At 64.9% G+C, this 23,502-nt stretch carries 24 protein-coding genes; 8 read left to right on the forward strand and 16 right to left on the reverse strand.

From position 1 onward, the window contains the following. Nucleotides 1-266 precede the first annotated feature (266 nt). Entirely contained in the window at nucleotides 267-1,175 is a 909-nt protein-coding gene (locus ABIE08_RS08790; protein WP_354550342.1) for a PhzF family phenazine biosynthesis protein, read from the reverse strand. Nucleotides 1,176-1,352: 177 nt separating this feature from the next. On the opposite strand from ABIE08_RS08790, the gene ABIE08_RS08795 reads away from it, so the two are divergent. Further along, entirely contained in the window at nucleotides 1,353-1,718 is a 366-nt protein-coding gene (locus tag ABIE08_RS08795) for a BA14K family protein (RefSeq protein ID WP_354550343.1), read from the forward strand. 113 nt (nucleotides 1,719-1,831) lie between these two features. Further along, the gene (locus ABIE08_RS08800) at nucleotides 1,832-2,146 is read left to right on the forward strand and encodes a hypothetical protein (RefSeq protein WP_354550344.1); all 315 of its coding nucleotides are present in this window, start codon (nucleotides 1,832-1,834) and stop codon (nucleotides 2,144-2,146) included. Nucleotides 2,147-2,195: 49 nt separating this feature from the next. Here the strand turns inward: ABIE08_RS08800 and ABIE08_RS08805 are convergent, their stop codons facing one another. Then, a complete protein-coding gene (locus tag ABIE08_RS08805; protein ID WP_354550346.1) occupies nucleotides 2,196-3,221 on the reverse strand; it encodes a hydroxyacid dehydrogenase in 1,026 nt (341 codons plus the stop codon). A gap of 99 nt (nucleotides 3,222-3,320) precedes the next feature. After that, entirely contained in the window at nucleotides 3,321-4,214 is an 894-nt protein-coding gene (locus ABIE08_RS08810) for a LysR family transcriptional regulator (RefSeq protein ID WP_354550347.1), read from the reverse strand. Between the two features lie 100 nt (nucleotides 4,215-4,314). Between ABIE08_RS08810 and ABIE08_RS08815 the strand changes: the two genes are divergently transcribed. Together ABIE08_RS08815 and ABIE08_RS08820 are read left to right on the forward strand one after the other, a co-directional pair. Next, nucleotides 4,315-5,055 carry an SDR family oxidoreductase gene (locus ABIE08_RS08815; RefSeq protein WP_354550348.1) on the forward strand — a complete coding sequence of 247 codons (741 nt, stop codon included), beginning with the start codon at nucleotides 4,315-4,317 and terminating at the stop codon, nucleotides 5,053-5,055. Between the two features lie 195 nt (nucleotides 5,056-5,250). Further along, the gene (locus ABIE08_RS08820) at nucleotides 5,251-5,616 is read left to right on the forward strand and encodes a BA14K family protein (RefSeq protein WP_396308743.1); all 366 of its coding nucleotides are present in this window, start codon (nucleotides 5,251-5,253) and stop codon (nucleotides 5,614-5,616) included. A 143-nt stretch (nucleotides 5,617-5,759) separates the two neighbouring features. Here the strand turns inward: ABIE08_RS08820 and ilvC are convergent, their stop codons facing one another. Together ilvC and ABIE08_RS08830 are read right to left on the reverse strand one after the other, a co-directional pair. After that, the gene (ilvC, locus tag ABIE08_RS08825; protein WP_354550350.1) at nucleotides 5,760-6,779 is read right to left on the reverse strand and encodes a ketol-acid reductoisomerase; all 1,020 of its coding nucleotides are present in this window, start codon (nucleotides 6,777-6,779) and stop codon (nucleotides 5,760-5,762) included. 14 nt (nucleotides 6,780-6,793) lie between these two features. Beyond that, nucleotides 6,794-7,471: a TetR/AcrR family transcriptional regulator C-terminal domain-containing protein gene (locus ABIE08_RS08830; protein WP_354550351.1), complete on the reverse strand. Its 678-nt coding sequence runs from the start codon at nucleotides 7,469-7,471 to the stop codon at nucleotides 6,794-6,796. A 255-nt stretch (nucleotides 7,472-7,726) separates the two neighbouring features. Here ABIE08_RS08830 and ABIE08_RS08835 point away from each other — a divergent pair, with 255 nt between their 5' ends. Further along, nucleotides 7,727-8,767 carry an LLM class flavin-dependent oxidoreductase gene (locus ABIE08_RS08835; protein ID WP_354550352.1) on the forward strand — a complete coding sequence of 347 codons (1,041 nt, stop codon included), beginning with the start codon at nucleotides 7,727-7,729 and terminating at the stop codon, nucleotides 8,765-8,767. A 195-nt stretch (nucleotides 8,768-8,962) separates the two neighbouring features. Here the strand turns inward: ABIE08_RS08835 and ABIE08_RS08840 are convergent, their stop codons facing one another. Beyond that, nucleotides 8,963-9,448, reverse strand: coding sequence for a cupin domain-containing protein (locus ABIE08_RS08840; protein WP_354550354.1), 486 nt, complete (start codon nucleotides 9,446-9,448; stop codon nucleotides 8,963-8,965). A gap of 63 nt (nucleotides 9,449-9,511) precedes the next feature. Between ABIE08_RS08840 and ABIE08_RS08845 the strand changes: the two genes are divergently transcribed. Next, the gene (locus ABIE08_RS08845) at nucleotides 9,512-9,976 is read left to right on the forward strand and encodes a MarR family winged helix-turn-helix transcriptional regulator (protein WP_354550355.1); all 465 of its coding nucleotides are present in this window, start codon (nucleotides 9,512-9,514) and stop codon (nucleotides 9,974-9,976) included. Between the two features lie 45 nt (nucleotides 9,977-10,021). Here the strand turns inward: ABIE08_RS08845 and ilvN are convergent, their stop codons facing one another. The 6 genes from ilvN to miaA all read right to left on the reverse strand — a co-directional run bounded on the left by ilvN (nucleotide 10,022) and on the right by miaA (nucleotide 17,856). Next, nucleotides 10,022-10,561, reverse strand: coding sequence for an acetolactate synthase small subunit (gene ilvN / locus ABIE08_RS08850; RefSeq protein WP_354550356.1), 540 nt, complete (start codon nucleotides 10,559-10,561; stop codon nucleotides 10,022-10,024). Between the two features lie 159 nt (nucleotides 10,562-10,720). Further along, nucleotides 10,721-12,487 (reverse strand): acetolactate synthase 3 large subunit, encoded by a 1,767-nt coding sequence (locus tag ABIE08_RS08855; RefSeq protein ID WP_354550357.1) that lies wholly within the window; start codon nucleotides 12,485-12,487, stop codon nucleotides 10,721-10,723. A 342-nt stretch (nucleotides 12,488-12,829) separates the two neighbouring features. Next, nucleotides 12,830-14,035, reverse strand: a complete 1,206-nt coding sequence (locus ABIE08_RS08860; RefSeq protein WP_354550359.1) for a hypothetical protein — start codon at nucleotides 14,033-14,035, stop codon at nucleotides 12,830-12,832. A 138-nt stretch (nucleotides 14,036-14,173) separates the two neighbouring features. After that, a complete protein-coding gene (locus tag ABIE08_RS08865) occupies nucleotides 14,174-14,776 on the reverse strand; it encodes a hypothetical protein (protein WP_354550360.1) in 603 nt (200 codons plus the stop codon). Between the two features lie 336 nt (nucleotides 14,777-15,112). After that, entirely contained in the window at nucleotides 15,113-16,693 is a 1,581-nt protein-coding gene (locus tag ABIE08_RS08870) for a glucan biosynthesis protein (protein WP_354550361.1), read from the reverse strand. 224 nt (nucleotides 16,694-16,917) lie between these two features. Continuing rightward, nucleotides 16,918-17,856 carry a tRNA (adenosine(37)-N6)-dimethylallyltransferase MiaA gene (miaA, locus tag ABIE08_RS08875; RefSeq protein ID WP_354550363.1) on the reverse strand — a complete coding sequence of 313 codons (939 nt, stop codon included), beginning with the start codon at nucleotides 17,854-17,856 and terminating at the stop codon, nucleotides 16,918-16,920. Between miaA and serB the strand changes: the two genes are divergently transcribed. Beyond that, nucleotides 17,855-18,766: a phosphoserine phosphatase SerB gene (serB, locus tag ABIE08_RS08880; protein WP_354550365.1), complete on the forward strand. Its 912-nt coding sequence runs from the start codon at nucleotides 17,855-17,857 to the stop codon at nucleotides 18,764-18,766. The two genes, miaA and serB, sit on opposite strands and share 2 nt — an antisense overlap. Beyond that, the gene (locus ABIE08_RS08885; RefSeq protein WP_354550367.1) at nucleotides 18,763-19,323 is read left to right on the forward strand and encodes a GNAT family N-acetyltransferase; all 561 of its coding nucleotides are present in this window, start codon (nucleotides 18,763-18,765) and stop codon (nucleotides 19,321-19,323) included. The genes serB and ABIE08_RS08885 overlap by 4 nt, the downstream gene beginning before the upstream one ends. 217 nt (nucleotides 19,324-19,540) lie before the next feature. Here the strand turns inward: ABIE08_RS08885 and ABIE08_RS08890 are convergent, their stop codons facing one another. From ABIE08_RS08890 to hflK, 4 genes are all read right to left on the reverse strand, one after another. Further along, nucleotides 19,541-21,034, reverse strand: coding sequence for a DegQ family serine endoprotease (locus tag ABIE08_RS08890; RefSeq protein WP_354550368.1), 1,494 nt, complete (start codon nucleotides 21,032-21,034; stop codon nucleotides 19,541-19,543). An 85-nt stretch (nucleotides 21,035-21,119) separates the two neighbouring features. Next, nucleotides 21,120-21,305, reverse strand: coding sequence for a DUF2065 domain-containing protein (locus ABIE08_RS08895; protein ID WP_354550369.1), 186 nt, complete (start codon nucleotides 21,303-21,305; stop codon nucleotides 21,120-21,122). Beyond that, entirely contained in the window at nucleotides 21,302-22,330 is a 1,029-nt protein-coding gene (hflC, locus tag ABIE08_RS08900) for a protease modulator HflC (protein ID WP_436409541.1), read from the reverse strand. Before hflC ends, ABIE08_RS08895 begins: the two co-directional genes overlap by 4 nt. Continuing rightward, nucleotides 22,330-23,451 carry an FtsH protease activity modulator HflK gene (gene hflK / locus ABIE08_RS08905; RefSeq protein ID WP_354550372.1) on the reverse strand — a complete coding sequence of 374 codons (1,122 nt, stop codon included), beginning with the start codon at nucleotides 23,449-23,451 and terminating at the stop codon, nucleotides 22,330-22,332. Before hflK ends, hflC begins: the two co-directional genes overlap by 1 nt. Nucleotides 23,452-23,502 lie beyond the last annotated feature (51 nt).

The raw sequence follows: 23,502 nt of genomic DNA on the forward strand, positions 1-23,502 counted from the left end.
GCTTCGCTCCGACCTCTCCCTCAGGGAGAGGTGAAGAAAGGCTTCCGCCGCCCTCCGCCATCATCCTGAGGCGCTTCGTGTGAGCCGAGCCTCGAAGGAGGCTCCAGCGGAGCGCCCCGAATCTGGAGTCGACGAAATCGGCCTTTGCGCTTTCAAGAGCGATCGCTGAACGCTCCTTCGAGGCCCGGCTTTGCCGGGCACCTCAGGATGATGTTCGAGACACTCAGCAGGCAGGAAAGCAAGCTCGAGAGCGCTGAGGGTCTTGCCTAGATATCCAGCGTTCCCCGGGCGATCAGCACGGTGTCGCCGCCGATCCGGCTGGCGAACAGGGCGTGATTCTCGATGTCAACCTCGAGCGAGATCAGGCTCGGACGGTCGATTTCAAAACCCTGCTCGATGACGAAGCGATGCGTGCCCGAGGGCAACTGGTCGAAGGCCGCAACCGCGCCGGCGAAGGCGGCGGCGGCGGAGCCGGTCGCCGGGTCCTCGATGATGCCCTCGCCGAGCCAGAACATGCGGGCGTGGAACTGATGCTCGTTGGTCGTGGTCTCGCGCGTGTAGAGATAGACGCTGCCGACGCCCTCCGGCAGCACGCTCTTCCAGTTCTGGATCACCGGCCTTGCGCGGGCGATGGCCGAGAGATCGCGCACCGGCACCAGCAGATAGGGCACACCCGCCGAATAGACCGACGGGCGGTGATTCTCGCAGCCCAGTTGCGACGGCTCCAGCCCCAGCATCGCCGCCAGCGCCGCGTCGTCGATCACGGCCTCAATCTTTTCCGCCTGGCGCGGCACGTCGAAGATGGCGTGGCCCGCCTTGCCGGAATGCAGCGCGACGGCGCAGCGGATGTCGCCGACCTTTTCCTCGACGACGAAGACCGCATCCTGCCCGGCCGCATCCGGACCGAAGGTTTCGAGCGCCAGCAGCACCGCCGTGCCGACGGTCGGGTGGCCGGCAAACGGCATTTCATAGGCCGGGCAGAAAATGCGCAGATGCGCGCGATGGCCGGGCCGTTCCGGCGGCAGGACGAACACCGTCTCGGCCAGGTTGAACTCGCGCGTGATCGCCTGCATGCGCTCGTCGCTCAGCCCCTCGCTGTCGAGGACCACGGCAAGCTGATTGCCCTGAAGCGGGGTTTTGGCAAACACGTCGAGAAGGGCAAAGCGGCGGGACAAGGCAACCTCATGCGTCGATCGGAACTAGATGATCCGTCATAGCACGGCGGGAAGCGGCGCGGCCTCTGTGATGGCATTCATAGCGGCGAAGCCCGCGTTTTGTTGTGCTCTGGTCATTCAGCGAGCGTTCAGGTCGCCCCCTCTAAAACCGCATCAACGCCTACCGGAGATACCAGCATGAAGAAGATCGCAGCCGCCGCTCTTGCTACCCTCATCGGGATCACCGCCGTCGTCGGCACGGCGCAGACCGCCTCCGCCGAAAACGGCAGGAACGCCGCCCTGGCAGCCGGCGCGGCCGTCGGCCTCGGTGTCGGCGCCCTGCTCGCCGCGCCCCGCTACGACAATGGCTACGAGATCGCCCCGCCCCGTTACGCCGCCCCGGTCTATGACGATGGCTACCGTGCACCGCCGCGCCGCGTCGTCCGCGCCAATTGGCGTGCCCACACCGAATGGTGCTACGACAACTACCGCTCCTATGACGAGCGCACCGATACCTTCATCGGTCGCGACGGCAACGAATATCGCTGCCGCGGTTCCTACTAAGCGTTCCGTTTCGGGACGGGCAGCGGGTTGAACGCGCTGCCTGTCCCGGCCCGTTCCCGGTCCCTGTTTGCGACCGTTGACCGCCGAGGTTTACCCCCGGCCGCGAATCCGGGATGCTGCAGTCTGTTTTCATACAAGCTGCAGTCTGCCGTTCCCCAGTGTCGAAGAATCTTAAATATCTCGCTGTCTTCATCGGCATCGAAATCTTTCTGCTGATCGCATTCATCTTTCGGGATGCGATCTGGAGCGCCAATCGAATCCCGGCGATCATGTCCCGCAACGAACGCCTGATCCGGCTGATCGTCGGAGACTGGGCCTTCGAGCGCTATATCGAAATCTCGATCCTTCTCTCAATGGCGGTCTTCCTCCTGGCCATCGTCGGCACGATCCGGAAGATCCGCAAAGCGCAGCTCCAGCAAAGCCGCTAGGCGGAAGACCTCGAGAGGTCTCCCGCCTTTGCGTTTCGGCGGGGTCGCTTCAGGTCACGCTGACGGGCTTCGAGCGCAGCCGGCTTGCCAGCGCCGGATCGGCGCGACGGCAAAGTTGCGGCGGCAGGCCGCGCAGGATCAGTTCCGCATCCGCCACCGCCATCCGGCCGATCGAAAACAGCGCGTCGACCGTGCCGCCGGTCCGGTGCGCGGAGAGCAGAATGCCCTCCATCTGGCGCACCGGATCATCGGCCGGCACCGGCTCCTCCGGGAACACGTCGGTTGCGACGCGGATATGGCCGGAGCGGACCGCGTCAAGCATGGCCGGGAAATCGACCACCGCCGCGCGGCTCATCAGCAGGAAGGCGGCGCCCTTCTCCATCAGCGCGAATTCGCGGGCGCCCAGGAAGCCCTGGTTCTCGCCCGTCACCGCCGCGAAAACAAAGACGACCTGGCTGGTCGAAAGCAGTTCGTCCAGCGAGGCGGGCGTGCAGTCGTGGCGCTCGATGATCTCGTCCGGCAGCCAGGGGTCGAAGACCTTGACCGGGTTGCGGAACGGCCGGATCAGTTCGCGCAGATTCTTGCCGAGATCGCCCAGGCCGATGATACCGACCGAGGCGCCGGCGAAGCGGAAGGTCTCGGCGTTGGCGGCGAGGCCATATTGCTCCGTGCCGGCGCGAAACGCGCGATCCGCCGCCGTAATGCCGCGCGCCAGGTCGATCGCCATGCCGAGGGCGGCCTCCGCCACCGGGGCGGCAAAGGCCGAACCCGGCGTCAGCACCCAGATGTTGCGTTCCTGGCAGGCCTGATAGTCGATATTGGGCAGGAAGTTGGTCTCGACATTGATGACCCCCTTCAGCTTCTTCGCCCGATCGAGACGCTCGCGCGGCAATGCGGTCTGGCCGAAGATCAAGACCGTCTCCGGCAGCAGTTCGTCAATTTGCGCGTCCGACATCGGCGCATCTTCCGAGATCACCACCCGGCCCAGCTTTTCCAGCCGCGCGCGGACATCCGGCTCCATGATCAGATCCAGCGTCCGCGGCAGCGGATCGACCAGAATAATTCCCTCAGCCAAGGCAGTTCCTCCCAATCTTGATTGGGCGTCAGCCTAGGCCAGTTTGTCCGGCCTTCGCCATCGGTTGACGGGGCGAGAGCTGTCGTCCACCGACTTTTTCTAGAGATCGGCCTCGGCGAAGATTTTGGCGATCCAGTCCAGAAACACGCGCAGTCGCGGCGATAATTGGCGGTTTTGCGGATAGAACGCGGCCAGCGGCGTCGGTGGCGGAGGAAAGTCCTTCAACACCTCGACCAGCGCGCCATCGGCCAGATCCTGCCGAAAGCGATAGCGTGGCGCCTGGATAAGGCCAAAACCGCGGCGCGCCAGATCGGCCATCGTGTCGGAATTATTCACGGTCAGCCGTCCTGGCAGGCTGACCTGGCGGACCGCACCGTCGACGTGAAATTCCAGAGGCATCGCCTCCCCGGTGCGGGAGGAGAGGAAGCCGACCGCGAAATGCCCCTCCAGCGCATCCGGCGATTGAGGCGTGCCGTGCTTTTCGAGATAGGCCGGACTGGCGCAGGTGATCTCGGTCATGGTGGCCAGCCGCCGCATGATCAGGCCGCTTTCCACCGCCGTCCCGGCGCGGATGACGCAATCCACGCCCTCGCGCACCAGATCGACAAGCCGGTCGCCCTGCCCGATCTGCAAATCGAGCAGCGGATAGCGCTCCATGAATTCCCGCAGCCGGGGCAGCAGGAAGGTGCGGGTGAGCAGGCCATGCGCGTCGACGCGCAGCAGGCCACGGGGCTGCGCATCGCGAAACGCGTTTTCCGCCTCGTCCACCTCGGAAAGAATGGAAAGGCAGCGATGGTAATAGGCCTGCCCGTCCAGGGTCGGCGCGACGTGTCGTGTGGTCCGCTCCAGCAGGCGCACACCGAGACTTCGCTCCAGTTGCTTCAAGGCTTCCGTTGCGGTCGAGCGGGCGAGCCCCAGATCGGCCGCCGCCGCCGAAAAGCTGCGGCGGTCCACGACGCGAACAAACAGTTCCATGCGATCCAGACGGTCCATGCGCTTGTTCATCACAGCCGAATTGTCATGTCAATTATCCGCTGATTGTTCTGGAATTTGTCATGCGCCATTTTGGGCCCATCCAAACAGGAACAATGCCATGACCAGCCAAGCCCAACGTGTTGCGATCGTCACCGGAGCCTCGAAGGGGATCGGCGCGGCGATCGCCCTCCGTCTCGCCGCGGACGGAATCGCCGTCGCCGTCAACTATGCGTCCAGCCAAAAGCCCGCCGGCGAAATCGTCGCCTCCATCGAGGCGGCCGGCGGCAAGGCCATCGTCGTTCAGGCCGACATCGCCCGTCCGGGCGGCGTCGCTACCCTGTTCGACGCTGCCGAGGCGGCCTTTGGAGGCGTCGATATCCTCGTCAACAATGCCGGTGTGATGACGCTGGGCCCGATAGCCGATGTCGACGACGCCGCCTTCGAATCGCAGATCGCGATCAATCTTGGCGGCGCCTTCCGGGGCATGCGCGAAGCAACCAGGCGGCTTCGCGACGACGGACGCATCGTCAACTTTTCGTCGAGCGTCGTCGGCTTGTACCAGCCGGGATATGGCGTCTACGCCGCGACCAAGGCCGCCGTCGAGGCGATGACCCACATCTTGGCCAAGGAGCTTGGGCCGCGGCGGATCACCGTCAACGCCGTGGCGCCCGGCCCCGTCGAGACGGAACTGTTCACCAGGGGCAAGACCGAGGAGCAGATCCGAGCCATCGCCGGCATGAACCCGATGCGCCGGCTCGGCCAGCCGGCGGATATCGCCGCCGTAGTCGCGTTCCTGGCGAGCCCGGACAGCGCGTGGGTCAACGGTCAGGTCATCCGCGCCAATGGCGGCGTCGTCTGAGCGACCTTGGCCGACACCGGATCCTGCCGCGCGCTGAACCGGCCCCTATTCTTGGCTTCTCTTCCGCAGGCAAACAACGCAACCACCACCTAAGGTAGATTTGCCGCGGGCGAGCGAAGTTCTCCAGTCATAGTTTTGCCCCGATGCGCACGGATATTCGCGTCATCACAGGCTTCACGAACAGGAGGCTTCACGATGAGAAGCTTCGTTACCGCGTCTCTCGCTGGCGTTCTCGGCATTCTTGCCGTTACGGCAACGGCTTCGACAGCGTCGGCGGACCGCTGGCACGGCGGGCCGCGCTATTATGGCCATTATCACCGCGACAATAGCGGCGCCGTCATCGGCGGCCTCGCCGCCGGCACCCTGCTCGGCCTCGGCATCGGTGCCATCGCGTCGCAGCCGCGCGCCTATGCCGACGACTACGAGGTTCCGCCGCCGCGCGGCGCCGCCTGGCGCGCGCATGTCGATTATTGCCTCGACCGCTACCGCAGCTACAGCCCGGAGACCGATACGTTCATCGGCGCGGACGGCTACGAATATCGCTGCCGCGGCTCCTACTGAGCCGCCGCTGCCGGACATGCAGAAGCCCCGCGGGATCGCTCCCGCGGGGCTTTTTTTTTCGGTTCGGTGGCAGGAAGCCCCGCAATGTCCCCTCTCCCGTGCGGGAGAGGGTTGTGGCAAGGGCCTTGCCCGAAGCCGAAGGCTTAGTTGACGGACTTGTCGACCAGCTTATTCTTGCCGATCCAGGGCATCATCTCGCGCAGCTTGGCGCCGACGGCCTCGATCTGGTGCGCGTCGTTGTTGCGACGGATGGCCTTGAAGCGCGATGCGCCGGCCTTGTATTCCTGCATCCAGTCGGAGGTGAACTTGCCGGTCTGGATGTCGGTGAGGACGCGCTTCATCTCGGCCTTGGTCTCGGCGGTGACGATACGCGGACCCGTGACATACTCGCCCCACTCGGCGGTGTTCGAGATCGAGTAGTTCATGTTGGCGATGCCGCCCTCATAGATGAGGTCGACGATCAGCTTCACTTCGTGCAGGCACTCAAAATAGGCCATTTCCGGCGCGTAGCCGGCTTCGACCAGCGTCTCGAAACCAGCGCGGATCAGCTCGACCAGGCCGCCGCAGAGAACGGCCTGCTCGCCGAACAGGTCGGTCTCGCACTCTTCCTTGAAGGTGGTCTCGATGATGCCCGAACGGCCGCCGCCAACGCCACAGGCGTAGGACAGAGCCAGGTCGAGCGCGTTGCCCGATGCGTCCTGCGAGATCGCGACGAGGCAGGGAACGCCGCCGCCCTTCTGGTATTCGCCGCGGACGGTGTGGCCCGGGCCCTTCGGCGCGATCATGACGACGTCGACGGTCTTCTTGGCTTCGATCAGGCCGAAGTGAACGTTGAGGCCGTGCGCGAAGGCAATCGCGGCGCCGTCACGGATGTTGGCGGCGATGTCGTCCTTGTAGATGTCGGCCTGCAGCTCGTCGGGAGCGGCCATCATCATCAGGTCGGCCCAGGCAGCTGCCTCGGCGACGGTCATGACCTTGAAGCCATCGGCCTCGGCCTTGGCGACGGTGTTGGAGCCGGCGCGCAGAGCGACGACAACGTCCTTGGCGCCCGAATCCTTGAGGTTCAGCGCATGGGCGCGGCCCTGGGAGCCGTAGCCGATGATCGCGACCTTCTTGGACTTGATCAGATTGAGATCGGCATCGCGATCGTAATAAACGCGCATGAGGGTGTTCCTTTCTATCCCGTCCGTTCGTTTCCCGCGCCGGCTCTCTCTGGAGCCGGTCCGGAATTTTCTTCCGTGCCATAGAGCCGGAAAAATTCCTTGATGGCCTGCGCCGCCCGCTTCGCCGGCTCCTCGCCGTCCAGGCTGTCGCCCAGCAGCAGGCGCACATGCATATCGCGCACGATCAGGCCGTACAGCGTGCGATAGGCCTCGCGCGTGTCGGCGAAGTCAAGCAGCCGCTCCCGCCGCCCGCTTTCGAGCAGCGCCGAAAGCCGCGTCTCGATCGGCCGGCGGCCATGCTCACGCAAAAGCTGGCCCAGATCGGCCTCGCCGCGCTTGGCCTGGCCGATGGCGAGCCGGTTCAGCGCCAGCGACACGTCGCCGGCCAGCACCTTCAGCAGGGTGGCGGCGATCCCGGTCAGTTGCGCGGCCAGCGCCGCCCGACCCGTCGAGCCGGAACCCGCGGGCTCCGCCTTCACCTTGCTCGACTGGAAGGTGATCATCGCCGCCAGCAGGCCGTCGCGATCGCCGAACCACTTGTAGAGGCTTTCCTTCGAGCAGTTCGCCGCGCGCGCCACGCCCGCCGTGGTCAGCGCCCGCTCGCCGCCCTCGACCAGCAGGCCGAGCGCGCTTTCCAGAACGGCGTTCTGGCGCGGCGAATAGGCCTCGGTCTGGGGCAGCGTCTCGTTCATGCGGCTTCCGGAATGTCCTTGCCAAGAGACGGGGCGACCCGCCTGATGCTGCGTTGCAGCGTACCGTACGGTACGGTTCCAGTTGACTACAGCAAGCCCCGGAGGCGGTCAAGCTTCCCGATCATCGAAACGCGACAGGCCGTTCACCGGAAGCGGTCTGGACGGGCGGGCCTTGCCGGGTTCATAGCCATGGGAAACGAGCGGCCTCGCGCCTATCTGAACAGTCATCGCCGCGCCCGCCCATGGAGAATTCCGTTGCAGAAAAAGATCGGCTTCCTTTCCTTCGGCCATTGGCAGGCCGCCCGCGGCTCGCAGACGCGCACAGCACAGGAGTCCCTGCTCCAGGCGATCGATCTCGCCGTCGCCGCCGAGGAAATCGGCATCGATGGCGCCTATTTCCGCGTCCACCATTTCGCACGCCAGGCGGCGGCCCCCTTCCCCGTGCTCGCGGCGATCGCAGCCCGCACCAAGCGCATCGAATTCGGCACCGCCGTCGTCGACATGCGCTACGAGAACCCGCTCTACATGGCCGAGGAGGCCGCGGCCACCGACCTGATCGGAGACGGGCGACTGCAGCTTGGCATCAGCCGCGGCTCGCCCGAGCCTGCCGAGCGCGGCTGGGAAGCCTTCGGCTATGATTCCGGCGAGGATCTGAGCGGCGCCGACCTCGCCCGCACCCACACCGAACTGTTCCGCGCGGCGATCAAGGGCGCCGGCATCGCCAAGGCCGACCTGAAGATGACCGGCATGAGCGGCCGGCTTGCGATCCAGCCGCAATCGGCCGGTTTGCCGGAGCGCATCTGGTGGGGCGCCGGCACGCGCAAGACGGCGGTCTGGACCGCCGAGCAGGGCATGAACCTGATGAGCTCGACGCTGCTTTCGGAAGATACCGGCGTGCCGTTCAGCGAATTGCAGGCCGAGCAGATCCAGCTCTATCGCGATGCCTGGAAGGCGGCTGGCTGGCAGCACGAGCCGCGCGTATCGGTCTCGCGCAGCGTGATGCCGATCGTTGACGACATCGACCGGATGTATTTCGGCGCCCGCGACGGCTCGGACCAGGACCAGGTCGGCTATCTCGGCGGCGGCATCGCCCGTTTCGGCAAGAGCTATATCGGCGCGCCGGACGTGATCGCGGCCGAACTCGCCAAGGACCAGGCAGTGCTCGACGCCGACACGCTGTTGCTGACGGTGCCGAACCAGCTCGGCGTCGAATACAATGCCAAGCTGCTGAAGACCATCGCCGACCACATCGCCCCGGCCATCGGCTGGAAGCGCGCCGAGTTGCAGATCGCCTGAGGCAAGGCAAGGCAAGCAAGCCCCTCACCCTACCCTCTCCCGCAAGCGGGCGAGGGTGGCGCCCTCGCGCGTCACAACCCTCGCGGCTCCTTACAGAGCGTCGGGCCGATCCCTTTCACGTTACGGCCGGAGCACGCAGCCGCCCCCTCTCCCGCCACGCGGGAGAGGGCTGGGGTGAGGGTCTTCCTACCGCCCTCAGGCCTTCGCCACCGGTGGCGGTGCCGGCGTCAGGCCGTGGCGGCGCATGATTTCCAGCATCCGGGCGCGATCGGGCGGGCCGCCGGCGGCCTCGTTGATCACCGCGAAGGTCTCGCGGAAATAATCCGACCCGATCGCCGCCGGCGTAATTACGCAGAGCGCCTTCGCATCCTGCGTTCCCTGGTTGTCGAAGCGGTGCACCGCGCCGCGCGGGATGCAGAGCACCTCGCCCGGCCCGAGATCGATCACAGCGCCATCCACCGTCCAGCGCAGCACGCCCTCCAGGCCATAGATCGTCTCTTCATAGTGATCGTGGCTGTGCGCCGGCGCGGGCAAGCCTTCGGCATGCGGCACGGTGAGCTCGAAGGTGGCGACGCTGCCATTCGAGCTTTCGCCGGTCAGCAGGAAGCGGATGGAAAGCCCCTTGGTGGCGATGATTTCCTCGGCCGGATTGACGCGGAGGCCGGTGTCGGGCGCTGGCATCGAAAAGCTCCTTCGAGTAAACTGGATTTACGCATAGTGGTAAACTCCATTTACTGAAAGTCAATGACCCTGACAGCTCCCGACGCACCCTCCCTCTCCCCGGACGATCCGCTGATCGGCGCGCTGCTGCGCGCGCCGGCGCAGGCGATCCACCGGCGCGTCATCCGCGAGCTGAACGCGGCCGGCTTTGACGAATTGCGCCTTCCGCATATTCCGGTGCTGCAATATCCGGGGCCGGATGGCGTGCGCCCCGCTGCGCTGGCCGAGCGCGTCGGCATGAGCAAGCAGGCGATCAACCAGCTGCTGCGCAGCCTGGAAGGCTTCGGCTATCTCGTGCGGTCGAATGTCGAGGGAGATGGCAGCGCGCGCGTCATCCGCTTCACGGAGCGGGGGCACGCCGCGTTCCGGAAAATCGTCGAGATCCAGCACGCGGTCGAGCGCGACTGGCGCGACGAACTGGGCGAGGCGGATTTCGCCGTGCTGAAGCGCCTGCTGATGCGGGCCTGGGGCCACGCCAAGCTCGGCTAGGCGGCGGATCCCCGGCCCGTGACGGGCCGGGGCAAGGTCACGAAATCAGGTTGCGTCGGCGCCACGGGTAATGGCGGCGACGCCGGTGCGCGAGACTTCGACCAGGCCGAGCGGCTGCATGAGCAGGATGAACTGGTCGAGCTTGTCGGTGCGGCCGGTCAGCTCGAACACGAAGCTCTCGGTGGTCGCGTCGATCACGCGGGCGCGGAACGCATCGGCGAGGCGCAGCGCCTCGACCCGGTCGTCGCCGGCGCCGCGCACCTTGATCAGCAGCAGCTCGCGCTCGATCGCCTTGCCGGTGACGGTCAGGTCGATGACCCGGTGCACCGGAACCATGCGCTCCAGCTGCGACTTGATCTGCTCGATCACCTGCGGCGGGCCCATGGTCACGACCGTGATACGCGAGCGATGCTTCTCGTGCTCGGTCTCCGAGACGGTAAGGCTCTCGATATTGTAGCCGCGCCCCGAGAACAGGCCGATGACGCGGGCTAGGACGCCCGGCTCGTTGTCGACAAGCACCGATAGCGTGTGCTGCTCGGTCTTATCCTTGCCTTCCTTGATCGCGTAGACGGATCCGGGCTGCATGTTGTTCTCCAAATATTCGGCATCCGCCTGAAACAAGAACTCGCCGTCATCCCCGCGAAAGCGGGGATCCATTCAGCCGTGACGGTCCTCGGCAGAATGGATCCCGGGCCTCAGCTGCGTTTCGCCCGGGATGACGCCAAGATTGGCATATCGAAGGACTCAGACCAGCGCCTTGCCGGCCGCGTCGATCGCGTTGGCGATCACTTCGTCCGTCGCCTCTTCCGCCAGCAGCATCTCGTTATGCGCCTTGCCCGAGGGGATCATCGGGAAGCAGTTGGCGAGATTGGCGACGCGGCAATCGAACAGCACCGGCCCCTTGGCCGCGATCATCGCGTCGATCGCGCCTTCGAGCTCGGACGCCTTCTCGCAGCGCATGCCGACCGCGCCATAGGCTTCCGCCAGCTTGACGAAATCGGGCAGCGAGTCCGTGTAGGAGTGCGACAGGCGGTTGCCATGCAGCAGCTGCTGCCACTGGCGCACCATGCCCATATACTGGTTGTTCAGGATGAACACCTTGACCGGCAGCTCATGCTGGATCGCCGTCGACAGCTCCTGCATGTTCATCAGGATCGAGGCGTCGCCGGCAATGTCGATGCAGAGCGCGTCGCGATGCGCCGCCTGCGCGCCGATCGCCGCCGGCAGGCCATAGCCCATCGTGCCCAGTCCGCCCGAGGTCATCCAGCGGTTCGGCTCGTCGAAGCCAAAGTACTGCGCCGCCCACATCTGATGCTGTCCGACTTCCGTCGAGATGTAGACATCCTTGCCCCGCGTCCGCTCATAGAGCGTGCGGATCGCATATTGCGGCAGGATCGTCTCGCTGTTCTGGCGGAAGCCGAGGCTGTTGCGCGCGCGCCAGCGGTCGATCTCGCCCCACCAGTTCTTCAGCGCCGCCTTGTCAGCCTTGTGCCCGGCCGATTTCCAGGCCGCCAGCATCGCCTTCAGCACATGCGCGACGTCGCCGACAATGCCGATGTCGACGCGGACGTTCTTGTTGATCGAGGACGGATCGATATCGATGTGGATCTTCTTCGAGCCGGGCGAGAAGCCGTCCAGGCGGCCGGTGATGCGGTCGTCGAAGCGCGCGCCGACATTGATCATGACGTCGCAGTCATGCATCGCATGGTTGGCTTCAAAGGTGCCGTGCATGCCCAGCATGCCGAGCCACTGCTTGTCCGTCGCCGGGAAGGCGCCGAGGCCCATCAGCGTCGACGTGACCGGGAAGCCGGTCAGATGCGCCAGTTCGCGCAGCAACTGCGAAGCCTCGGGGCCGGAATTGATGACGCCTCCGCCGGTATAGAAGATCGGCTTCTTCGCCTTGGCGATCATCTCGACGGCAGCCAGGATCGCATCCGGGTCGCCCTCGACGCGCGGACGATAGGTCTTGTGCTCGACCATCGCCGGACCGTTATAGGTGCCGGTGGCGAACTGGACGTCCTTCGGAATGTCGACGACGACCGGACCCGGACGGCCGGAACGCGCGACATAGAAGGCCTCGTGCAGGATGCGCGCGAGGTCGTTGACGTCCTTGACCAGCCAGTTGTGCTTGGTGCAGGGGCGCGTGATGCCGACGGTGTCCGCCTCCTGGAAGGCGTCCGAGCCGATCAGGTGCGTCGCGACCTGGCCGGTGATGCAGACCATGGGGATGGAATCCATCAGCGCGTCGGCGAGCGGGGTCACCATGTTGGTGGCGCCGGGGCCGGAGGTGACGAGCGCGACGCCGACCTTGCCGGTGGAGCGGGCATAGCCTTCGGCCGAATGCCCGGCTCCGCCTTCCTGGCGGACGAGGATGTGCTGGACCTTGTCCTGCTGGAACAGCTCGTCATAGATCGGCAGCACCGAGCCGCCGGGATAACCGAAGAGGTGTTCCACGCCCTGGTCGATCAATGCCTGAACGACCATCTCTGCGCCGGTCATCTGCCGTGTCATCGTTTCGCTCCGTCGCGGACGCTCATCGCCGGGTCCGCCTTTTGTCAGTTCCATCAAGCCAATAAAAAAGGCCCTCTCGGGGCCCATTTTCGCGCACTACCTATCGTGACGGCTTTAGACCATCAGGCAGTGCGCTCTCTAAGTACAATAACGTCGCGGCGGATCATGTCCGGGCCCCTCGAATTGAATTCGCCGGAACATGGCGCAGCTCCGGGGAGCCGTCAACCCCCGGAGAAGAAAATTGCGCAAAAGGGGTCTTGGGATTGCGGGAAATTATGGGGAGGTAGCGAGACGCCTCCTCTACATGCTTCCCTTGGCGGCATTATAGGTCAGGAGCACAACTCACACTGAGGCACGCAAGCCCGGGAAATAGGTTGATATCGGCGTCTCGACAGCGTCTGAATTCTCAAGAGCTCGCCTTACCTGGGAAGAAATTTCAGATTGATAGGTTGCTATTTTAGGAACAAGCGAAAAGATGTCAGTAGTATCGATAATGATGGTCCTCATCTGATTGATGTCAAAAGGTATCGAATCAGATTTTCGAATTATCTGAACGATTGGAAGCCTCATCATATGACGGATGGCCAACTCGTAAAAAACGTTTGGATTATGATATGAAAGATCGACTATCACTAGCCGAGACTTAACAATGTATTCTATTATTTGTTTAGTTATGACGCCTGGTTTGTCGATGGAATCGGCTCGTACGACATTGAGTCCAAACGACGAGATGGCTGGCTCGACAAAGGACCCCAAAAAAAGATCAGAGTGCTTTCTCTGCTCGCTGTCGATTGCTCCAATTGGCGTGATGTAGAAGCAAGTCGATTCGAAATGAGCATGTTCGGCTGTAACGACAGCGCCCTGTTGAGCGGTAATAGTCTGCGCTCGAGTGATCGGACCCGATGCAGGTAATTGATCTAGGGCCAGGTCCTTAGAAACGATCCGCTCAGCGCCGGACAGTGTTACCAAAAGACCAACAAACCTGATGTTTAGGATAAAGGTATCGACCGCCTCCTCGGCAGCGTCTTTTGGAGCACCGAATTCCAAGGCCGAGTCGATTAGTGCAGCCCGCGCTGGAAGCGCCTTGCCTACAAAACGTTCATGTAACTTGCTAAATATCTCGACGTCTTCGACCGCAAGCTTAATTCGTGAACGAGCTTGATCCCGCGGCTGAATTTGCGAATCTACGCATCTAACACCGTCTGGCGTTAATTCAATAATGTCGGACTGCGTACCCCCTTTAATAAGGCCGTACTTTCCCGCATTGGTAATCAACTGGCGACTTGTACCGCTTTCTGGAGCCTTGTTGATATGATCGAACAAGGTCAGTCTACGGACGGCTTCGCCGCTGCCGAACTCGAATATCTGCCTGGCAAAAGCTAGAGATTCCTCAAAAGGCGCGGCAGGGAAGTTTCTAACGACGCGCTTCCGCCTTGCAACTTCTGTAGCGACCTTCTCATTCGCCTCTGCAACGGAAGCTTTTACTGCGTCGTTTGCAGATTGAGAGGCGTCGCCTTTAGCCTTCCGGGGTTTCTCAGATTCTGTCATTCAGAACACCAATGCGTTGGATCGGTTAAACAACATCGATTTACTATATCGCAGGTAGCATGAATATGGCGCCGCAATTTTAACAGTATCAAACCAGATACACTCTCTTTGATGCGTAATGCAGAGACCGAACACGCTCTACCGCAAATCCGCCTCCGGAAAGGCGCGGCTGACCTGGCAGCGGGTTGTGCCGGAGCAGAGGAACAGGAGCGTGCCGTCCGGCCAGCAGGGTTCGGCGGCGAAGCGGGCTTCCGGCACCATGACGGTCATCAGGCGGAAGGCGATGGCGCCGGAGCCGTCGGCCGGCAGGGCCGCATAGACGCCGAGGCGGTCGCCGCCGGCGCGCTGGATCGATCCGGCGAAGACGGCGCCGCGATCGATGCTGCCGCCCACCCGGTCGATGCCGGCCTTGCAGAGGCGAAAGCCCGGCGGGGCCTCGAAGGCGGCATAAAAGCTGTTGCCGCGCTGGCGCAGGATCTTGGCCGTACCGCGATAGGGGCCGGAGACGAGAATCGGCTTCAGGAAGCGCGTCGCCGCGCGGGCCGGATCGGGGTCGTCGCTGCAATCGAAGCCGAGCGCCTGGCAACCGGCCACGGCGCGGGCCGGATCGAGCTCGCGCCAGCCTTCGATGCGCCGGGCGGGACTGCCCAGCTGAAACGCTTCGAGATAGACGCGCGCCATCTCCTCGGCCGAAGCGCCGTTCGCCAGCAGCAGCAGAAGAAGGCCAATGCAGCAGCGCATGTTCGCCCTCGCGCCGATTTTAGCGCGATCGGGGGCGGATGGCTCTGCTTACTTCACCTCTCCGAAAGGGGCTCTTGCACGACGTCGAAGGTTGCCACGGCCAACGAGCAAAGCTCGTCACCCCGGCGAAGGCCGGGGTCCATAAGCACCGGCCGGGCACGTGAGGGCCGAGCCTTCTGGCCAAGCGCCGGTGTGTCTGGATCCCGGCCTCCGCCGGGATGACGGCAGAATTGGCCTGGACTTCCTGAACGGATGACATCGAAGATAGGCGGCAACAAAAAAGCCCGCCGGATCGACCGGCGGGCCCTTGCTTCTATATACGAGAACCGGCGGGGATCAGGCCTTGTCGCCGTGGCCGTTGCCGGGGAAGAACTGGTAGAGCCAGGTTTCGGTCAGCGCCGAGCCGTCCTTGTCGCGGACGAACATCCGCATGTCGATCGGCTCGTTGCCATGCGCCATCAGGTCGAAGAAGACTCGATAGACGCCCTTCTCGCCGGCGACGACCGGATAGGCGTCGGAAAGCGTGACATTGCCGCGCGAGACGGTGATGTCGGCCTTGCCGTCGCCGCGCTTCAGCTCGGCCACCTTGGGGCCGGTGAAATCGACGACGAAGCGGACCGCGCCCTCCGGACGCGGCTGCCCGGGAATGCCGCCGACGCCGTGATAGGTCGACTGCACGCGGCCGAGATCGGTCGGGTTGGGCTCGTCGCTATCCCAATAGAGCTTGTAGCCGAAATCGAGCGGACGCCCGGCCAGCACCGGCTCGGTCGGAACCCAGTAGACGACGATGTTGTCGTCGATCTCGCGATCGGTCGGGATCTCGACGAGCTGTACGGCGCCCTTGCCCCATTGCCCCTTCGGCTCGACCCAGACGCTCGGCCGGCGATCGTAGAACACGCCGTCATCCTGGAAATGGTCGAAGTTGCGGTCGCGCTGCAGGAAGCCAAAGCCGCGCGGATCCTTGTCCTGGAAGCTGTTGGTCATGACGCTGGGCGGATTGTTGAGCGGACGCCAGATGCGCTCGCCCGTGCCGGTCCACATGCCGAGGCCGTCGCTGTCATGCACCTCCGGGCGCCAGTCGATCGCCTGGCGGCGCATGGTCTCGGAATACCAGTACATCGAGGTCAGCGGCGCGACGCCGAGACGGGCGATCTGCCGGCGCGGGAACAGCTTGCAGTCGATGTCCATCACCACGCCCTTGGTGATGGGGTCCTTGGTGCAATCCATCCGATAGGCGCCGGTCAAACTCGGGCCGTCGAGCAGGCAATAGACGATGACGCGGCCATCCTGGCCGAGCACGCGCTCCAGCCAGAAGCCGGTGAAGCGCGGAAATTCCTCCGGCTCCGGCATGGCGGTGTTGACGGCGATGCCGCGCGCCGAAAGGCCGTACTGGTCCTGCGACCCGGACGAGCGGAAATAGGAGGCGCCGAGGAAGGCGAGCCAATCGCTGGTCTGCGACGGCATTTCGATGCGGAAGCCGGCAAAGCCGATATCGTCCGGCAGCGCCCGGGCCGGATGGCCCTCCGGCATGTCGAAGGCGCTGCGGCGATAGAGGATTTCGCGCGACTGGCCGTCATCCACGACATGAACCGAGGCCGGCTCCTGGAAATACTTGCCGAGATGGAAGAGCTGGATCGGATCGCCGCCCTTGCCGTCCGCCCACAGCGCATGGTCCTTGCGAAACACGATGCTCTGGAAATTGTCATAGTCGATCTTGTCGAGGATATCGCCATGCGGCGACCGGTCGACGACAAAGGGGCGGCTCGCCTTGTCGGCCGCCAGTTCCTTGATGCGATCGAAGGAGAAGGGCTCGGGCGGCCCGAGAACCAGGCCGGCATCCTCGGCCGAGGCCGCCGCCGAAGCGTGGCCGGCACCGGAAAGGGAAACTGCGGCAAAGGCCGACAGGAAAGTCAGCATTGCGTCTCGACGCGTCGGTTGGACCATGTCCGCTCTCATCATGAAAAACATCGCGGCGCATTCCAGCAAGGCGCCACAAAACGACAATCGGATAGCACGGTTCCGCAGCGTTGCGCAGGGTTGCTATCGCGCCGAACCGATCTATTCAGACTATCCCGCACAGAGAAGACCAGATCGTGGCGAAAAGCGGGGTCGTCTTCTTGCGCCGGGCCGACCTGTTCTGCTCAGCCAGCCAGCGATGCAGCGATCGCGGCCGGCGGCGCGCCGGGTGAGAGCCGTTCCCAGTCGGCCATCTGATTGCGGAACCAGGTGCCCTGCCGCTTGGCATAGCGGCGCGTTTCCATCTTCGCCCGCTCGATCGCCTCGTCGAGCGTGAGCTCGCCGGCAAGGTGCACGCCGAATTCGCGCACCCCGATCGCCTTCATCGCCGGCAGCGCGGGATTGAGGCCGAGCGCCAGCAGATTCTCCGCCTCGGCCATGCCGCCGCGCGCGACCATGAGGTCGAAGCGCCGGCCGATCCGGGCATAGAGCTCGGCCCGCTCCGGCTCGAGCACGATGCGGCGCACCGCCCCGGCCTCGACCAGCGGCGGCGCGCCGGTCTCCTGCTGCCAGGCGCCGATCGTCCGTCCGGTCGCCTCCACCACCTCCAGAGCGCGGACCACGCGCGTGCGGTCGAGCGGCGCGAGCCGGGCCGCGCTTTCCGGATCGAACTTTTTGAGCGCCGCATGCAGCGACGGCACGCCCTCGGCATCGGCGCGCGCCTCGATCGCGGCGCGAAGCTCGGCCGGGATCGGCGGGATCGAGGAAAGCCCTTCGGTCAGCGCCTTGAAATAGAGCCCGGTGCCGCCGACGACGATCGGCAGCTGCCCGTCCCGCCAGGCGTCTTCCAGCGCGATCTTCGCATCCTCGCGCCAGCGCGCCACCGAATAGCGCTCGCTGGCCGCGACATGGCCATAGAGGCGATGTGGCGCCTGCGCCTCCTCCTCCGCGTCGGGGCGGGCGGAGAGAATGCGCAGCTCGCGATAGACCTGCATCGAATCGGCATTGATGACGACGCCGCCATTCGCCCGCGCCAGCTCGATCGCCAGCGCCGACTTGCCGCTCGCGGTTGGCCCGGCTATCAGGACAGCAGGTTTCCTCGTCGCAAAGTTCAGGTTCCCCATGCCGTCCGATACCGCTCCGTTCGAATATGTCGCCACGTTCATAGCACGGCCCGAACACGCGGCATCGCTTTCGGAAGTCGTCGACGAGGCGGTGGATCTTCCCGGCGCCGGGCGGCCGGACTGGCTCGCCGATGGCGAGGCCTGCGACGTGCCGCTGCCGGCGGCCGAGAACAGCCTGCAGGCCATCCGCGACGATCTGTTCGAGAGCATTGACGGCCGGCCTGTCGACGTGGTGGTGCAGCCGATCGCCGGCCGCCGCAAGAAGCTGCTGATCGCCGACATGGATTCGACCATGATCGGTCAGGAATGCATCGACGAGTTGGCCGATATGGCCGGCCTCAAGCCCTATGTCGCCGCGATCACCGAGCGCGCCATGCGCGGCGAGATCGCCTTCGAGCCGGCGCTGCGCGAGCGCGTCGGCCTGCTGAAGGGCCTGCCGCTCTCCGTCGTCGACACGGTGCTGGCCGAGCGCATCCGGCTGATGCCGGGCGGCCCGGCGCTGATCCGCACGATGAAGGCCGCCGGCGCCTACGCCGCCCTGGTCTCGGGCGGCTTCACCCTGTTCACCGGCCCCGTAGCGGCGCAGATCGGCTTCGACGAGAACCGCGCCAACATCCTGAACCATGAAGACGGCGTGCTGACCGGCACGGTCGAGGAGCCAATCCTCGGCCAGGAAGCCAAGCTGTCTGCGCTGATGGACCTTGCCCGCCGCTTCTCGCTGTCGAAGCACGAGACGCTGGCGGTCGGCGACGGCGCCAACGACCTTGCCATGATCCGCGCCGCGGGCCTCGGCATCGCCTATCATGCCAAGCCCAAGGTCGCCGCCGAGGCGGCCGCCCGCATCGACCACAATGACCTGACCGCCCTGCTCTACGCCCAGGGCTATCGCAAAAGCGAATTCGTCGAATGAGCCCGATCGAGACCGAGCGCCTGCGCCTGCGCCGCTGGCGAGATGCCGACCGCGCGCCCTTCGCGGCGATGAGCGCGGACCCGGCGGTGATGGAGTTCTTTCCGTCGCTCCTCACGCCTGATCAGGCGAGCGCCTTCATCGATCGCGTCGAGGCGCATTGGGACGCGCACGGCTTTGGCAATTATGCGCTGGAGGAGCGTGCCACCGGAGCGTTTGTCGGTTTGACCGGCCTGTTCAAGGTCTTCCCCGAGGCCCATTTCGCGCCGTCGGTGGAGATCGGCTGGCGCCTGGCCCGGCCGTTCTGGAGCCAGGGCTATGCGCGCGAAGCGGCCGAAGCCGTCATCGCCACAGCCTTCGCCGAGCATGATTTTCCGGAGATCGTCGCGTTTACGGCGGTGCCAAACATCCGCTCGGCCGCGCTGATGCAGCGTCTTGGCATGACCCGCAATGCGGCAGATGATTTCGATCATCCGGGCATCGCGGTGGGACATCCGCTGCGGCGGCATGTGCTTTATCGCCTGTCGCGCGCGGATTACGAGCGGCGGGAGAGGGCATAAAGCCCCTCACCCCAACCCTCTCCCGCAAGCGGTAGAGGGGGCTCGTCGCAGCCAGGCCATCCGTCATCCCATAAAAGCCGAATGACGAAGCGGCTCTCCAAAAGCCCTCGCCCGCTTGCGGGAGAGGGTTGGGTGAGGGTCTTGCTTTTGTCCGTTGCGAACATCCGGAAAAGGCAGGGTGCCGTTCACCTCTCCCATGGGAGAGACGACAAGAACCCTACTCGTCCAGCTTCAGCGGCACGAAGCGCAGTTCGCCGGCCGTGTTGGCGATCAGGAACAGCGCCGACTTGCGACCGTCCTTCTTCAACGCCTCGATGCGGCTGGAGATCTCGGACGGCTGCGACACCGGCTCCTGCGACACCTCGACGATCACCTCGCCGGCCGCGATGCCCTTTTCGGCGGCGGAACTGCCGGGGCCGACCTGCGTCACCACCACACCCTTGACCTCCGGGGCGATGGAATACTGCTTGCGCAGATCCGGCGTCAGCTCCGACAGCGTCAGGCCGAGCAACTCGGTCACAACCGGCTTCGGCGGCTCCGCCGGCGTCGTGGTCTGCTTTTCCTCTGTCTTCGCCACTTCCTCGGTCAGGCGGCCCACCTTGACCTTCAGCGTGGTCTGCTTGCCCTTGCGGATCACCACCAGGTCGACGACCTTGTCGATGTCGGCATCCGCGACCAGGCGCGGCAGGTCGCGCATTTCGCCGACTGGCTTGCCGTCGAAGGAGATGACGACGTCACCCGGCTCAACCCCGGCTTCCGCCGCAGGGCCCTTCTCCGTCACGCCCGCCACCAGCGCGCCGCGCGCCGGGCCCATGCCGAGGCTTTCGGCGATCTCGTCCGTCACCTGCTGGATGCGCACGCCGAGCCAGCCGCGACGCGTTTCGCCATACTGGCGGATCTGGTCGACGACGTGGACCGCCGCGTCGGAGGGAATGGCGAAGCCGATGCCGATCGAGCCGCCCGAGGGCGAGATAATCGCCGTGTTGATGCCGATGATTTCGCCGAGCTGGTTGAACAGCGGTCCGCCCGAATTGCCGCGATTGATGGCGGCGTCGGTCTGGATGAAATTGTCGTAGGGGCCGGAATTGATGTCGCGATTGCGCGCCGAGACAATGCCGGTGGTGACCGTGCCGCCGAGGCCGAACGGATTGCCGATCGCCATCACGAAATCGCCGACGCGCATCTTGTCGGAATCGCCGAATTTCAGCGCCTTGAGCGGCTTGGCGGCGGTGGGTTTGACCTGCAGGACGGCAATGTCCGTCTTTTCGTCGCGACCGATCAGGGTCGCGGTCAGCTTCGAGCCATCGTTGAAATTGGCGATGATCTCGTCGGCGCCATCGATGACGTGGTTGTTGGTGATGATGATGCCGGAAGCGTCGATGACGAAGCCGGAGCCGAGCGACTGCACCTTGCGCGGGGGCGCGTTGGTGGTGCCATCCTTCTGCTTGTTGAAGAACTCGTCGAAGAATTCCTGGAACGGCGAACCGTCGGGCGCCTGCGGCGCCGGAATGCCGCGCGCGCCTTCGACCGTCTGCGAGGTCGAGATATTGACGACGGAATCGACCAGCCCGGCGGCGAGATCCGCCACCGACTCCGGACCTTGCGAGGCCGAGGCGGGCGGCGCGAAGGTCGCCGGCGCCGCGGCTGTCAGAAACGTGCCCAGCGTGGCCGCAAGGCACAGGCGATAGGTCTTCATTTTGGCCGCGGCCATCTGCATCTCTCCTCTGGCGTCATCGTCGAGCATGGCACGACGGCGACTTCGATACATCTAGCGCACGGCGCTTCTGCGCCGAGTGTCAAATCCGCGCGAGCCATACTATGGCAACCCCGAGGGCCAGCGCCACAAGCCCGCACCCTCGAAGCACCGAGTCTGATGCGGCAATGCCTTGCCGCATCATGATTTTCGCAACGGCCGGCGCCAACGCGTAGAACGCGCCCTCGATGACGAGGACGAGTCCCAGCGCGGTGACGAAGTCCTTCACGGCGTCGCGGCGGGCGCCGCTTCAGCCGGGGCCGGAACCGCCGGCACGGCGGGTGCCGCAGGCGCCACGGCCGGAGCCGGGGTTGCCGGTGGGGGCGTTGCCGCGGCCGGCGCAGGCGCCGGCTTGCCGGGCGTGCTCCGCTCGGGAACCGCCAGAGCGTTGCCGCTCGGATCGGTCAGGTAGCGGAAGAAGGGCGACGTCGGCGAGATGACCATCCGCGTCGTGCCCGCCTTCATGCCGTCCTGGTAGGCCTGCATCGAGCGATAGAACGAGAAGAAGTCCGGGTCCTGCTCGAACGCGCCCGCGAAGATGCGGTTGCGCTCGGCATCGCCGTCACCCTTGATCTCGTCGGCGCGCTGGTTCGCCTCGGCCACGATCACCGTTGCCTGCCTGTCGGCCTGGGCGCGGATGGTCCGGGCCGCCTGCTCGCCCTGCGCGCGGATGTCCGTCGCTTCACGCTGGCGTTCCGTCTGCATGCGCTGGTAGACGGCGGCGCTGTTCTCCGGCGGGAGGTCGGCGCGGCGGATGCGGACGTCGACAACGTCGACGCCGAGACGCCGGCCTTCGCGGTTCACCTGGTCGGTGATCTGCGACATCAGCGGCGCACGGCCTTCGCGCACGATGGCGCTGAAGTCCATCTGGCCCGCGGCGCCACGGATCGCCGAGTTCAGGATGACCGCGAGACGCGATTCCGCCACCGGGATCGAGCCGGCTGCCTGGAAGAACAGCAGCGGATCGACGATCTTGTAGCGGCCGAACGCATCCATGACGAGACGCTTGCGGTCGCGCGCGATCACTTCGATCGGCGGCGATTCGATGTCGAGCAGGCGCTTGTCCAACATCACGACATTGTCGATTAGCGGGATCTTGGCATAGATGCCGGGCTCGGTCGCGACGCGAACCGGATTACCGAAGCGCAGGACCAGCGCCTGGTGGGTCTGGTCGACGATGAACAGGCCCGAATAGGCGATGATCGCCAGGATGACGATGATGACGAGGCCGAGCCCGCCGAAAATCCGACTGATCACTGCGAGCCTCCCTGCTTGGCGGTCGAGCCCTGCAAGGCAGGCAACGGCATGAACGGCACCACTCCACTTCCCTTCTCGTCGACGATGATCTTGTCCATGTCGGCGAAGACACCGGCGAGCGTATCCAGATAGATGCGCTCACGCGTGACGGCGGGCGCCGCCTTGTAGGATTCGTAGACCTTCACGAAACGATCGGCCTGACCCTTAGCTTCCGCGATGATCTGGTCGCGATAGGCGCTGGCGGCTTCCTCGATCTGCGAGGCCTGGCCGCGCGCGCCCGGAATGACGCGGTTGGCATAGGTCTGCGCTTCGTTCTGGACGCGGTCCTGGTCCTGCTCGGCCGCCTGAACGTCGCGGAACGAGTCGATGACCTCGGAGGGCGGGCCGACATTGAGCAGCTGCACCTGGGTCACCAGGATGCCGGCGCCGTACTGGTTGAGCTTGTTCTGCATCAGCTCCTGCGCGGCGGTCTGGATGCCGATGCGCTCTTCGGTCAGCACGCGCTGGATGTCCGAACGGCCGATGATCTCGCGCATGACGCTTTCCGCCGTCGCCTTGACCGTGCCTTCGGGGTTCTGGACGTTGAAGAGATACTTGCTGGCGTCGTTGATGACCCAGAAGACCGAGAAATCGACATCGACGATGTTCTCGTCGCCGGTCAGCATCAGGCTTTCCTGCGGGACGTCGCGACCGTTCGAAGCGGTGTTGCGGTCGTCCTGGATCGTACCGACCGTGGTGCGGTTCACGCGCGTGACCTGCGGCGTGTAGACGGCTTCGATCGGATAAGGCAGGCGGAAGTTCAGGCCCGGAGGGGCGCTGCGCTGGTATTCGCCGAAGCGGAGGACGACGCCCTGCTCGTCCGGCTCTACGCGGAAGGTGAAGAAATTATAGCCCAGGAAGGCTACGACGACCGCCAGGACGGCGACGAAAAGGATGGGATTGAAACCGCCGCCCGAGCCGCCACGGCCCGGCAGAACCTGTTTCAGCTTGTCCTGGCTACGGCGAAGGAGTTCCTCGAGATCTGGCGGATTGGGACCATTGCCACGCGGGCCCTGACCCCAGGGACCGCCATTGCCGCCACCTTTCCATCCGCCGCCCGTCTGGTTGCTCCAGGGCATCTTCGCTCCTTCATTGTGTAACAATAGGGAAGGCGTACCTGCCCCCGCCCA

It is taken from the genome of Kaistia defluvii, assembly GCF_040548815.1.
GTDB classification, from domain to species: domain Bacteria; phylum Pseudomonadota; class Alphaproteobacteria; order Rhizobiales; family Kaistiaceae; genus Kaistia; species Kaistia defluvii_A.